Source organism: Alkalicoccobacillus murimartini (assembly GCF_030813245.1).
Classification (GTDB): Bacteria; Bacillota; Bacilli; order Bacillales; family Bacillaceae_D; genus Alkalicoccobacillus; species Alkalicoccobacillus murimartini.
In genome coordinates this window covers 15,443-28,473 of record NZ_JAUSUA010000005.1, presented here as the reverse complement: position 1 = coordinate 28,473, position 13,031 = coordinate 15,443, and the positions used below count along the sequence as shown (strand labels likewise).

13 protein-coding genes are annotated in these 13,031 nt (G+C 39.3%); 6 read left to right on the top strand and 7 right to left on the bottom strand.

Translation table 11 applies throughout. The features are described 5' to 3' along the window. Window positions 1-57: 57 nt before the first annotated feature. A complete protein-coding gene (locus J2S05_RS15135; RefSeq protein ID WP_306984247.1) occupies window positions 58-1,401 on the bottom strand; it encodes a hemolysin family protein in 1,344 nt (447 codons plus the stop codon). A 350-nt stretch (window positions 1,402-1,751) separates the two neighbouring features. After that, on the bottom strand, window positions 1,752-2,558 hold the full coding sequence (locus tag J2S05_RS15130) for a DUF368 domain-containing protein (protein WP_306984246.1): 807 nt from the start codon (window positions 2,556-2,558) through the stop codon (window positions 1,752-1,754). Window positions 2,559-2,752: 194 nt separating this feature from the next. On the opposite strand from J2S05_RS15130, the gene J2S05_RS15125 reads away from it, so the two are divergent. Together J2S05_RS15125 and pdaA are read left to right on the top strand one after the other, a co-directional pair. Next, window positions 2,753-3,127, top strand: a complete 375-nt coding sequence (locus J2S05_RS15125) for a cupredoxin domain-containing protein (RefSeq protein WP_306984244.1) — start codon at window positions 2,753-2,755, stop codon at window positions 3,125-3,127. A 117-nt stretch (window positions 3,128-3,244) separates the two neighbouring features. Then, on the top strand, window positions 3,245-4,033 hold the full coding sequence (gene pdaA, locus J2S05_RS15120; RefSeq protein ID WP_370873654.1) for a delta-lactam-biosynthetic de-N-acetylase: 789 nt from the start codon (window positions 3,245-3,247) through the stop codon (window positions 4,031-4,033). A 62-nt stretch (window positions 4,034-4,095) separates the two neighbouring features. On the opposite strand, the gene J2S05_RS15115 is transcribed toward pdaA, so the two are convergent. After that, window positions 4,096-4,464 carry a GAF domain-containing protein gene (locus tag J2S05_RS15115; protein WP_306984242.1) on the bottom strand — a complete coding sequence of 123 codons (369 nt, stop codon included), beginning with the start codon at window positions 4,462-4,464 and terminating at the stop codon, window positions 4,096-4,098. A gap of 128 nt (window positions 4,465-4,592) precedes the next feature. Between J2S05_RS15115 and rlmD the strand changes: the two genes are divergently transcribed. The 4 genes from rlmD (at window position 4,593) to J2S05_RS15095 (ending at window position 9,460) form a co-directional block, all read left to right on the top strand. Further along, the gene (gene rlmD, locus J2S05_RS15110) at window positions 4,593-6,017 is read left to right on the top strand and encodes a 23S rRNA (uracil(1939)-C(5))-methyltransferase RlmD (RefSeq protein WP_306984240.1); all 1,425 of its coding nucleotides are present in this window, start codon (window positions 4,593-4,595) and stop codon (window positions 6,015-6,017) included. A 298-nt stretch (window positions 6,018-6,315) separates the two neighbouring features. Beyond that, window positions 6,316-7,464: a galactonate dehydratase gene (dgoD, locus tag J2S05_RS15105; protein ID WP_306984238.1), complete on the top strand. Its 1,149-nt coding sequence runs from the start codon at window positions 6,316-6,318 to the stop codon at window positions 7,462-7,464. 31 nt (window positions 7,465-7,495) lie between these two features. After that, window positions 7,496-8,845, top strand: coding sequence for a GntP family permease (locus J2S05_RS15100; protein ID WP_306984236.1), 1,350 nt, complete (start codon window positions 7,496-7,498; stop codon window positions 8,843-8,845). A gap of 318 nt (window positions 8,846-9,163) precedes the next feature. Beyond that, entirely contained in the window at window positions 9,164-9,460 is a 297-nt protein-coding gene (locus J2S05_RS15095; protein WP_306984234.1) for a hypothetical protein, read from the top strand. Window positions 9,461-9,617: 157 nt separating this feature from the next. Here J2S05_RS15095 and J2S05_RS15090 read toward each other — a convergent pair whose 3' ends face one another. The 4 genes from J2S05_RS15090 to J2S05_RS15075 form a co-directional block, all read right to left on the bottom strand. Next, window positions 9,618-10,016, bottom strand: a complete 399-nt coding sequence (locus J2S05_RS15090) for an ectoine synthase (protein ID WP_306984233.1) — start codon at window positions 10,014-10,016, stop codon at window positions 9,618-9,620. Window positions 10,017-10,039: 23 nt separating this feature from the next. Further along, entirely contained in the window at window positions 10,040-11,329 is a 1,290-nt protein-coding gene (gene ectB, locus J2S05_RS15085; RefSeq protein WP_306984231.1) for a diaminobutyrate--2-oxoglutarate transaminase, read from the bottom strand. Between the two features lie 39 nt (window positions 11,330-11,368). Beyond that, complete coding sequence (gene ectA / locus J2S05_RS15080; RefSeq protein WP_306984230.1) at window positions 11,369-11,872, bottom strand: diaminobutyrate acetyltransferase; 504 nt, start codon at window positions 11,870-11,872, stop codon at window positions 11,369-11,371. 255 nt (window positions 11,873-12,127) lie between these two features. Next, window positions 12,128-13,030, bottom strand: a complete 903-nt coding sequence (locus J2S05_RS15075) for a TIGR01777 family oxidoreductase (protein WP_306984228.1) — start codon at window positions 13,028-13,030, stop codon at window positions 12,128-12,130. Between the last annotated feature and the right edge of the window lies 1 nt (window position 13,031).

Genomic DNA, 13,031 nt, shown 5'->3' with positions numbered 1-13,031 from the left:
CTTTTTCTTGATTCATACAAGAAAAAGATCCCTGTCCTAAGACAGAGACCCAGTTCCTTACGTAGAAGCTAATTGTTCAGCTAGATGCTGATCTTTTTCCTTCTTCATAATTTCTACTTGTTTCACTTGATGGCTATCAAATTCAATAACCGTAAACGTGAACTCTTCATAATTCATTTCTTCGTTAACGCCAATGTCATATTTCTCAGTCAGTAACCAGCCACCGATTGTATCAACATCCGTTTCATCCAACTCGACATTCAATAGCTTGTTTACATCGCTGATAAGTGTTTTTCCATCAATGATGTAATGGTCATCATTGATTTTTCGAACGAGCGGATCTTCTTCAATATCAAATTCATCATTAATTTCTCCAACGATCTCTTCAATGATATCCTCTGCAGTAATTAGTCCAGCAGTTCCACCATACTCATCAAACAGAACGGCCATATGAATTTGTTGTTTTTGCATCTCAACAAGCAAATCATTGACTGGAATGGATTCAATGACTGAAATAATTGGTCGGATATAATCGTTTAAGACAACTTCTTTCGTCACATCTGGGGAGACGATGTCTGTTAACACTTCTCGAACATTAATGACACCGAGAATATGATCTTTGTCTCCATCGACAACCGGAAAACGAGTGAAGCGTTCTTTACGCATAAATTCAAGGTTTTTGCTAATTGGATCATCAACCGAGATCGCTGAGATTTCCGTACGTGGTACCATAATCTCTTTAGCAACACGGTTATCAAAATCAAATATTTTACTTACATATTTGAATTCAGACTGATTAATTTCTCCACCCTTGTAGCTATCTGAGAGAATGAGACGTAACTCTTCTTCCGAATGAGTCACATCATGCTCAGACATGGATTTTAAACCTACAGAACGAGTCAAAAGACGCGCAGCTCCATTTAAGAACCAAATAAGAGGGTACATAAGCAAATAGAACGCACGTAATGGTCTTGAAACCAAAAGTGTAATTCTTTCTGCTTTTTGAATAGCCAACGTTTTAGGAGCAAGCTCCCCTACAACAACATGAAGAAATGTCATAATCGCAAACGAAACGACAAAACTAACCGTTGTCACAATGGCTCCGCTGTTAATGGGTAACGTCTCAATAACAGGGTGTAACATCCTTTCAAACGTTGGTTCACCTAAACGACCGATACCTAGTGCGGTAATGGTAATCCCCAATTGACAAGCAGATAAATACTCATCTAAGTTAGTGGTTACTTTTTTAGCTAGAATGGCACTCTTATGACCTTCCTGAATAAGTTGATCAACCTTTGTACTCCTGATCTTGACAATCGCAAACTCAGAGGCCACAAAAAAAGCAGTGAGAGCAATCAATAAAGCCACAAAAAACAAATTTAAGTATATATTATTGTCCAAAAAGATCCCTCTGATATAGAGGGGTCACCTCCTATTTTTTAAAGCAAACTAAATAATTGTTTATTAATCATCATCATTGTCCGTCCTGTTAAGGCTATACGTGACTCGGTTGCGCTGTGTGTGAACCTGAAACTGATTGGCAAACATTCGTCTACTATAAACCGTTATAACATTAAATCCTGCCGCAAGTTTGCATATTCTATTCACTGCCCCATCGAATCACCCCTTTAGCTAGTTAATGTATATATATTTTATTTTATGTACTTCATGCCGTCAATGTTTACATGAGTGAATATGAAAATGAATAGGCAGCGGACATCTTTAAATGTCCGCTGCCTACGTTCAAAAAACTATTTTTTAATACTGCCCAATAAATAGGCAACAAGCAAACCAGCAATAAAGGTAATCCCACAGCCTATGAGAGAACCACCTGGCTCAACATTAGAATAAACAACGATAATAGAACCAGCTACAAGGCCAATCATGACCGCATATGTATAAATCGTATAGTTAGCAAACAAATAACGTACGAGCTTACTTGTCAGAATAAGTCCAATGGCAATTCCTGAACCTACAACTAGTATAACGGAGATCTGAATATTTGCGATTGCAGAAGTAACCGTTGCGTATACACCTAATAAAAGAAAAATTAATGAGCCACTAATGCCAGGAAGAATTAAGGCTGCACTTGCCAACCATCCCGAAACAAATAAAAGAATATAATCTCCAACACTTAGATTAGTCATAAGACCGGTTTCATTTGGTATTAAAGATGTTAAAGAGATTAAAATAAACGCAATAACTAATAAGACATAATGAATAGGTTTAAATGAATTTTTGACGTCAACCTCTTTAATTAAAATGGGGACAATGCCTATAATCAATCCTAAAAATAAAAACATAGTGACAGGTTGATGGTGTTCTAACAGCCATTCAATAACCTTAGAAAATATAAGTAATGCACTTCCAACACCAATGCCAAGAGGAATCAAAAAGCCTAGGCTTTTTTTCCACTCTTTTGTTGTTAATCCATTTAAAGAAGCGATGAATCGTTCATAAACCCCAAGAACCATTAGAATCGTACTGCCGCTAATACCAGGAACTAAATCGGTAATACCCATGGCAATACCTCTAAATATATTTTTATATTCAAACAAATGTATATACCTCCATTTATAGCGTTCATATGTACTTGTTAATCAAAACACACAATAAAAAAAAGGGCAAGCAGCTGTCATAACAAGTTCGTTAACAAAAAGATCAAAAAAAGTTGCTCGTAGGTGATATACGATGAGGTTTTTTGGGCGTATACTGTTATGGGGACAATGTATAGAGTTGGAGGTATTATAAAATGAAATTAAAGCAAATGCTGTTTATTTTAGTAGCCCTTTTTCTCCTAGTGGCGATTACCGCTTGTGGAGCGAGTGGCAATGAGGAGTCAGATACGAACGAGGCTGCAGAAGAAGTATATGACGAGCAGGTCGTTTTAAAAGCAAACAACTGGGATTTTGATCAGGAGACCTATGAGGTTCCGGCAGGAGATGTAACCATTTCACTTGAAAACGTAGAAGGCAATCATGGCATTGCGATCGATGGTACGGATGTAACATTGAATGGCGAAGGGAACTTTAACACAACCCTTGAAGCTGGAGAATACACCATTCGTTGTACGATACCTTGTGGAGCGGGACATGCTCAAATGGTGGCTACACTAGTTGTTGTATAGCAGTAAATAGAAGCTGTCTCATCTGTGAAGATGAACGGCTTTTTTTGTCCAAAAAATGGGTTAATGAAATCTCACCGTTGATGCATCCTAAAGATAAAGTAATGCAGAGGTGATAAGATGAGGGCAAAATGGTGTATTGGAATCTGTATGGCACTTTGTATAGTACTAGCAGGGACGGTAGAGCAGGCACAAGCTTTGACTAATGATGTTCTTCATTGGAGCTTTAAACCCGCGAAGAATCAAGAACCTGTAACAACAGAACCTGAATTTATTAGACTGCTTGATAACGCAGGCGGGTATTTTATTGGAGATACCGAGCAGAAAGTGTTGTATTTAACGTTTGATAACGGGTATGAGAATGGCTATACAGAAAAAGTTCTTGATGTCTTAAGGGATAAGAAAGTACCAGCCGCTTTTTTTGTGACAGGTCACTATCTTGATTCAGCTCCCGATCTCATTAAGCGAATGGTCGCAGAGGGTCATATTGTCGGGAACCATACGTGGTATCACCCTAGTCTACCAGCAATAGATGATGAGCGTTTGGCAAGAGAACTACTTAAAGTAAAAAAACGGTTTACGGAACTTACAGGAATTGATTATATGACCTACTTACGTCCACCTCGAGGAGAGTTTAGCGAGCGAAGCTTAGAGTTGTCTGAAGCAGAAGGGTATATTAATGTATTTTGGTCACTTGCTTATGCGGATTGGGATGTCAATAAACAAAAAGGCGCTGATTATGCCTACAATAAAATAATGGATCGTATCCACCCCGGTGCCATAATGCTGCTTCACTCCGTTTCAAGTGACAACGCAGAGGCCTTGCCTAGAGTCATTGATGAAGCAGTGAAGCAAGGATACACATTTAAAAGCTTAGATGATCTGACAGTAGACAAACTGACTCAATGATGATGAAACATACTAAAGAAGCCCAGGTTATCTACCTGGGCTTCTTTAGATACATGATTGTATTAGTTAACAAGTGTCTCCTGGCCAATTGCTGCTGCAATTGTTTTTAACGTAGATACATCAGTCACATCAAAAGCAATGGATTGATTGCTTCGTACAATCATTACGCCAATTTCTTGCTCTAAAGAATCTTTAATAGGAAACTTTAATTCACCATTACATGTCCATTGTAGGTCATTCTGGAAACATGAAGCTGCTACGAGCTTGTGGTTTAATTGTTCATAAAGGTAGATCCCAACCCAATCAATATAGGGGACTGAGCTAACCAAGCTTTCTACTGTTTTTTCAAATGTAGATTGGGCGCTTTTACGTTTGTATACATGCGCCATAATCTGTAAAGACGCTACATCCGTAGGTATAGACAATTTCATTCACTCCTCCACTAGCCATTACTTTTACTATTCTATCAGAGAATATGACTCAAATGTTTAGTAAGTTTAGGAAGATCCGTGAACATGCTATACTTCATATAAGAAGCTGAAATATTGGAGTGTCGTAAATGAAATCAACAAATCAAACGAATAAAAGTAATCAGGTTGATAAGAAAGCAACAGGTGTATTAATTGAGACGGGTCAGCAATTTCCGTTAACGATAAAAAGATTAGGCATTAATGGGGAAGGGGTCGGGTACTTTAAGCGCCATGTGGTGTTTGTGCCTGGAGCCTTGCCTGGAGAAGAAATTGTCGCTAAGGTGACGAAGGCAGGAGATCGTTTCTCAGAAGCAACCATCAAAAAAATTCGCAAAAAATCTACGGAGAGAATCACAGCCCCTTGTCCAATATATGATCAATGTGGTGGCTGTCAGCTGCAGCATATGGAATATGAGGCTACACTTCGTGAAAAGGCGGATCTTGTTCGCCAAGCATTTGAGAGGTACACACACGTTCCAGAAGGCAAGCTACCGATCCAGGAGACCTTAGGGATGGACAACCCTTGGTATTATCGTAACAAGAGCCAGCTCCAAGTGAACAAATCCAAAGGAGAAGTGAAAGCTGGGTTATACGCTCAAAATTCACATACGCTCATTGATTTGTCTGCCTGTATGGTTCAACACAAATCATCAAATCATGTGACACAAGTGATGAAGGAGATTCTGCAGGATTTAGATATTTCTATCTATAATGAACGAAAGCATCGAGGTGCTGTGCGAACAATCGTAACAAGAGTCAGCTTTAAAACTGGAGAGGTTCAACTTGTCCTTGTCACTGCGGAAGAAACACTGCCTAAACGAAAGCAGATCATTGATGAAGTGAAGAAACGATTACCTGAGGTTACATCGTTTATGCAAAATATTAACGATCAAAAAACATCTCTCATTTTTGGTGATGAAACGAAACTGGTGAATGGCGAAGAAACCATTCAAGAAACACTTGGAGATGTGTCCTTTTCTCTTTCAGCGAGAGCGTTTTTTCAATTAAATCCAAAGCAAACGGTTGTTTTGTATAATGAGGCAAAAAAAGCTGCAAAGTTAAGTGGCATTGAAAAAGTGGTGGATGCTTATTGTGGAGTGGGCACCATTGGTTTATGGTTAGCAAACGAGGCTGCTGAAATTAGAGGCATGGATATCATTGAAGATTCAATTCTTGACGCACGACATAATGCAGCCAAGAACAACGTACGTTCTTATCAATATGAAGTTGGAAAGGCTGAGGAGTGGCTACCAAAATGGAAGAAAGAAGGGTGGATTCCAGATGTGGTAGTTGTCGATCCGCCACGAACTGGTTGTGATGATAAGCTGCTTGATTCGCTGAAACAAACAAAGCCAAAACGTATTGTCTATGTATCCTGTAATCCATCTACCCTTGCTAAAGATGTTGGACAGTTGCAGAAAGCAGGCTATCAAGTAAAGAACATTCAACCCGTTGATATGTTCCCATGGACCGCTCAGGTAGAAAGTGTGACTGAGTTAGAGAAGCTAAGCTAAATTAAACAAATAAAAAAGACACGATCGTTGTGGGAAGAAATATCTCCAATCTCGTGTCTTTTTTTATACTATTTTTTTGCCTCTGACACGGCTTATTTTTCATCAAAGGGTAAATAATAATAGTTTCTGTTTGTTTTTTTGACAATAGAGATGATAGACTGCTTGTGAATAAAAAAGTGAGAAGAGGGTGGTTAAACAGATGTCATGATTGTTTAAATTGTAAGCGTTACCTATTTCAAGTCAGTGGATGTCTTAATAGTAAATAGTCTAGAAAAATACATATAAAGGATGGATATTGATGAAAATTACAAGCTATGAATTATTTCAAGTTCAGCCAAGATGGTTATTTCTAAAAATAGAAACAGATGAAGGGATTACTGGTTGGGGAGAACCTGTCATTGAAGGTCGTGCTGCAACGGTTAAAGCAGCAGTAGATGAGTTAATGGAGTATTTAATAGGTAAAGACCCTCTACAAATTGAAGATCACTGGAATGTCATGTACAGAGGTGGATTCTACCGTGGAGGTCCTATCCTCATGAGTGCAATATCCGGTATTGACCAAGCTCTTTGGGATATCAAAGGAAAATACTTGAATGTTCCGATCCATCAATTACTAGGTGGAAAAGCAAGAGAATCTATTAGGGTTTATTCATGGATTGGTGGAGACAGACCATCCGATGTAGGTGCCGCGGCGAAATCAGTTGTGGATCAAGGATTCACAGCGATCAAAATGAATGCAACGGACGAGCTTCAATATATTGACTCACATGAACAAATTGATCGTGTACTAGAAAATGTCTCAGCCATTCGTGATGCAGTGGGCCCGTATGTTGGCATTGGCATTGATTTTCATGGACGTGTGCATAAACCGATGGCTAAAATGCTGGCAAAGGAACTGGAACAGTTTAGACCGATGTTTATTGAAGAGCCTGTTCTTCCGGAAAATAATGAAGCCTTGCGTGAAATCGCAAATCACACGGTTATACCTATTGCCACAGGAGAACGGATGTATTCGAAATGGGACTTTAAAAACTTACTTACAGATGGATACGTTGACATTATTCAACCAGATTTATCACACGCAGGAGGCATAACAGAGAACAAAAAAATCCTTTCAATGGCTGAAGCGTTTGATGTAGCCGCAGCTCCTCATTGTCCACTTGGACCCATTGCATTGGCGGCTTGTCTTCAAGTTGATGCCACATGCCACAATGCATTTATTCAAGAGCAAAGTCTAGGAATTCATTATAATCAAGGTTCAGATTTACTTGACTACTTAGTAGATGGAAGCGTTTTTAACTATAAAGATGGCTATGTGGACATTCCAAATAAACCTGGATTAGGAATAGAGATTAATGAGGACCATGTACGAAAAATGGCTGAGATTGGCCACAATTGGAGAAATCCAATCTGGCGCCACAAAGATAATAGTGTAGCAGAGTGGTAATTCGCTTACTTTAGGATTTGGGGGAGACATCATGTCAACTTTAGGCTTAATCATTATTACGATACTTGGAATTGCTGTACTGCTTTATCTGATTATGCATTCAAAGATGCAGGCATTTCTTGCGCTTTTGATCGCTAGTATGTTTATAGGACTATTCACAGGAATGGAACCTACCTATTTACTTGAAACTATAGAAGAGGGAATGGGCGGTGCATTAGGCTTTATTGCCATTGTTGTCGGACTCGGGGCAATGTTTGGTGAAATACTAAGGTCTTCAGGAGGGGCAGAGCGCCTAGCCTTCACTTTAGTAGATAAATTTGGTGAAAATCGGGCTCAATGGGCACTTGGTTTAACAGGATTTATCATTGCTATTCCAGTTTTTCTCGATGTAGCACTTGTTATCTTAATTCCTATTGTCTATAGTCTGGCTTTACGTACAGGAAAATCTTTGTTGTATTATGCCATTCCGCTTTTAGCAGGTTTAGCCGTGGCGCATAGCTTTATTCCACCTACTCCAGGTCCAATTGCCGTTGCATCCATACTTAATGTTGATTTAGGATGGATGATGCTATTCGGTGTAATTGCTGGTATTCCAGCTATGATTGTAGCAGGACCCATATTCGGACGTTATATTGGTAATAAAATACATATCAAAGTGCCATCACATGTTATTGAGGCTGCTAATAATGAACCCGACGAGAAAAAGGAACTTCCAAGCTTTGGATTAATTAGTTTTATCATTTTATCTCCATTAGTTCTTATCCTTCTAAATACAATTAGTGGGTTATGGTTAGAGGAAGGGAACTTGTTAAGCTTTTTAACCTTTATTGGACACCCCTTTGTGGCCTTAATTATCGCAACCTTACTTGCTATGTTCTTTCTAGGTAAACGAAGAGGTGCTTCAAAAGAAGACTTGCAAACGATGACAACAAAAGCGCTTGAACCGGCTGGAATTGTTATTTTGATTACTGGTGCAGGTGGAGTTTTTAAAGAAGTACTCATTGAAAGTGGAGTTGGTGATGCTATGGGCGAACTAATGGCATCCTCAGGTTTCCCGCTTGTCTTATTAGCTTTTCTAATCTCCACATTTGTTAGGGTTGCTCAAGGTTCAGCAACGGTTGCCATGATCACGGCGGCAGGATTAATATCGCCTATCCTTGATATGGTAGACTTGTCACAGCCTTCGTTAGCATTAATTGCTATTTCAATTGCGTGTGGTGCAACCGTGCTATCCCATGTGAATGACTCTGGGTTTTGGCTTGTCAATCGCTTCCTTGAGATGTCTGAAAAAGACACACTTAAATCTTGGACCGTGATGGAAACAATCATAGGTTTGGTTGGATTTTTCGTCGTATTTGGTTTAAGCTTCTTCTTTTCTTAAGAACAAATACTCGTTAGGCAAAATCTATATTGTATGAAAAGACTCGATCAATCTCTACTTGATCGAGTCTTTTATGCCTGAACAAAGGTCTCTGCTATATTAAAATCTCCACTTAAGCTTTATACTAGTGGTGCCAGCGTGGTTTAGAAAAGGTTTATTATAAATGAAATGAAGGTATTAGGTCATTAGCTGAGATCATCGAAGAATAAGTAAAAGGTTTAGCACAAAAATACAGGATCATTGTAAACTGTTTAATAACATAATGGTTATTTCAAATGAGCTTCAAGTTATAAGGGCTCATTGAAGGAGGGGAATTCAGTGAACTTATTTAAAGCACATATTATTCATCCACATACAAATGTTCCGCTGATCGTTTACTTTAATCAAAGTGATGGCTTTGTTAGTTTTGAGAAGGATGAAAAGGTACTGCAGGCAATCTATTCTGTGAAAAGTGAATTGGCACTAAGTGAATCGTTTCAAGCTAGTTTGAAACGAACCAGTCACCTGTGTCACACTCAATATCCTTTAGATACGATGGCTGAAGTGACAGAATTTCTCGGCAAAATCGGAGTAGACGCTAAGGATATTGAATTCGAACAGGTCTTTGTTCATTAAATGAAGAGGGTAGCCTCACTCTCAAAAAAACCGAAGCACTATGCTCTTTAAACAGCATAATGCTTCGGTTTTTTATAATGTATAAAATAGTTCTGTCCAAAGCTCTAATTTTTAATATAAAAAAAGAGGGGGAAATCCCCCCTCGAATGTCTACCTATTAATCTTCATCTACAGGATAAACACCGTTCTCATCATGATGTTCTTTTCCTGTTAGCGGTGGATTAAAGACACAAACCATACGCATATCGCCACCTTCATGTGCACGTAGAAGATGCTCGTCATGCTCGTCAAGTGCATAGATATCACCGGCTTGAATTGGCCATACTTTGCCATCTTTAATCGTTTCTACTTCACCAGAGCCTTCGATGCAATAAACCGCTTCAAGGTGATTTTGATACCAGATGTGTGTTTCAGTTCCTGCATGAATAACTGTGTCATTTACTGAGTAACCCATGCCATCTTTTTTAAACAATAGACGACGACTAACCCAGTTTCCGTTTTCTGCTTTTACTTCATTTTCTGATCCGATTACGTCTTTTAGCGATACTACTTTCATCTTCTTGACCCCTCCAGTTTCGTTTATGCGTTTGCTACAAGTTCTTTAGGATTTACTGCTGATTCTACGGCTTCTTCAATGATACGGAATCCTTGCTCAAGACCTTCATCAGTGATGGTTAGAGGAGGGAATAGTTTGAAGACCTCGTCATTTGGTCCAGCTGTTTCCATAATAAGTCCGCGAGCAAATGCTTCTTTTGCTACGCTCTCTGCAAGACCTTCTTTAGCTGAACATACTCCAACCATAAATCCACGACCGCGAACTTGGCCTTCTAGCTGTGGATATTTTGCCACGATCTCTTCTAGGAATGAGTAGATACGCTCAGATTGCTTAGCAATTTTCTTTTCAAAGCTGTCATCTTTCCAGTAAGAAAGAGCAGCCGTTGCTGTAACGAACGCGTGATTGTTTCCACGGAACGTTCCGTTGTGCTCGCCAGGCTCCCAGATATCATATTCTGGTTTGATTAATGTTAATGCAAGTGGAATTCCATAACCGCTGATTGATTTTGAGAGACATACGATATCTGGCTTAATTCCTGCTTTTTCAAAGCTGAAGAATGTACCAGTTCTACCTATACCTGCTTGAACATCATCAACAATCAGAAGGATGTCCCAACGTTTGCAGATGTCCTCCACTTTTTTAAGCCACTCGAATCGGGCAGCGTTAATTCCGCCTTCACCTTGGACTGTCTCGAGAATAATGGCTGCCGGAATGGCTACACCGCTACCTCCATCATCTAGGAAGCGCTCGAGATACTCCAGAGTGTCGAGTTCCTCGCTGACAAAATTGTCATAGGGCATTGTTACTGTATTAGTAAGAGGAATACCTGCACCCTTACGTTTAAATGAATTACCTGTTACTGATAATGCTCCGATTGTCATACCATGAAAACCGTTTGTGAAGCTAATGATATCGGTACGGCCAGTTACTTTTCGAGCAAGCTTTAATGCACTCTCTACCGTATTCGTTCCAGTTGGTCCAGGGAACATTACTTTATAATTCATGTCACGTGGTTTTAGGATCGTATCATTAAACTCTTGTAGAAAAATAGCTTTTTGAGTAGTTCCCATATCAAGAGAGTGAGTAATGCCATCACTCATAATGTAGTCAACTAGCTTCTCTTTCATCAAAGGATCGTTATGACCATAGTTTAGTGCACCGGCACCTGAGAAGAAATCAATATATTCCTTTCCTTCCTCGTCCCACATTTTATGGCCTTTAGCCTTAGTAAAAACGGTCGGAAAGCTACGGCAATAGCTGCGAACCTCGGATTCCATCTGTTCAAATATGTTCATATCCGTTTTTTGAGTCATGTTAGGGTGTACTCCTCCTTTAAAATATAAAACGTATCATTAAATCTTAAATGGACCTACTCTAAACATTTGTTCTTTTTCGTGACTGTCATCAGGAAATAAGGAAGCGGAAAAGTGATCTGAGATCTCACATTCAGTGTCTAGCTCACGTCCAAGCTTATTAAATAATGCACGTGATGCTTGATTAGAAGGTGTAACAGTTGCCTCTAGATATTTAATATCCTTGGCATTCCAGGTAATTAGCTCTGTAATCATCTTAGAAGCTAACCCTTTTCCACGTTGTGATGCGTCTACACCAACTTGCCAAATAAATAAAGTATCTGGACGTTCTGGTTGAATAAAAGCTGTGACAAACCCAACAAGTTCATCATCCTGTTTGGCTACCACACACGTATCGGTAAAGAAATCAGCCATCATCATATACTTGTAAGGTGAGTTCTGATCGAGTGTGGATTCATTCACAAGGTTCCACATTGCGGAACTGTCTTCTTTTTTTGGTTTCTCGAATGTAACTGGAACGATGGTTGCTGTTTGTTTGCTCATTGTCTTCACCCCTTTTTAAACATCCGTATTTTATTATTTAGATGCATTTGGAAAGAAACTCCACTCACAATAGTAACGTGAACCAAACATAGAGGCAAACGAGTTAATAAGCCATTAAACTGTATTAAAGCCTCTTAGTCTGAATGAGCAGACGTAGCCCCCTGCATCATGTTGATTCCTGTATATAAGTACCCGATGTGCTAAGGTTTAAACCACAAAAGTAAGAATTTCTCACATTGCTACGAATACGCTTTATTATCCTAATAAATGCTCTAAAGCAGGCTTCAGCTCGCTATAGGTAAATGTATATCCAGATTCCTTCGCTTTTCTTGGGAATACTTTTTGTCCATCTAGCAATAATGTGCTCATTTCTCCTAGCGCGATGTTGATTGCCATAGAAGGAGCTGGTAGCCAATGAGGTCGTTTCATCACTTTTGCGATGGTATGACCAAATTCAATCATTTGCATCGGATTAGGAGCAGTAATATTAAAGGCTCCTGAAACTGAGTCATTTTCTAAAGCAAACTGATACATAGCAGCAAGATCATTAATGTGAATCCACGATACCCATTGTTTGCCGGTTCCGAGTGTCCCCCCAGCTAATAGCTTATATGGTAGTACCATTTTGGGTAGAGCTCCTTCATTTTTATCAAGAACAATTCCTATACGACCATAAACCACTCTAAGTCCAAGCTCACTTGCTTTAGCAGCTTCAGCTTCCCATCTCTCAGTGACATCAGATAGGAAATTAGCGGTCTCAGGAGTCGATCCTTCTATAAATTCTTTGGTTTCTGATACTCCGTAATAGCCAATAGCTGATGCATTCACTAATACTTTTGGTTTTGCTTCGAGATTTTTGATGATCTCTAATACAGCTTGAGTCGCTTCGATTCGGCTATTCATGATTTGTTGTTTCTTTTTATCTGTCCAACGTCCCATGATCGATTCGCCTGCAAGGTTTACGAATGCATCGATTCCCTCTAATTGCTTTTCTGGCTTCGCGACGTCCGTTAACCATTCTACGTAAGATACGTGTTCGCTTGGGTTTTTCCCATCAATGTTTCTTGTTAAAATGAATACCTCATGGCCAGATGATGCTAATTGTGAGGTCAGCTTTTGACCAATAAATCCGCTTCCGCCTGTAATTGCGATCTTCATA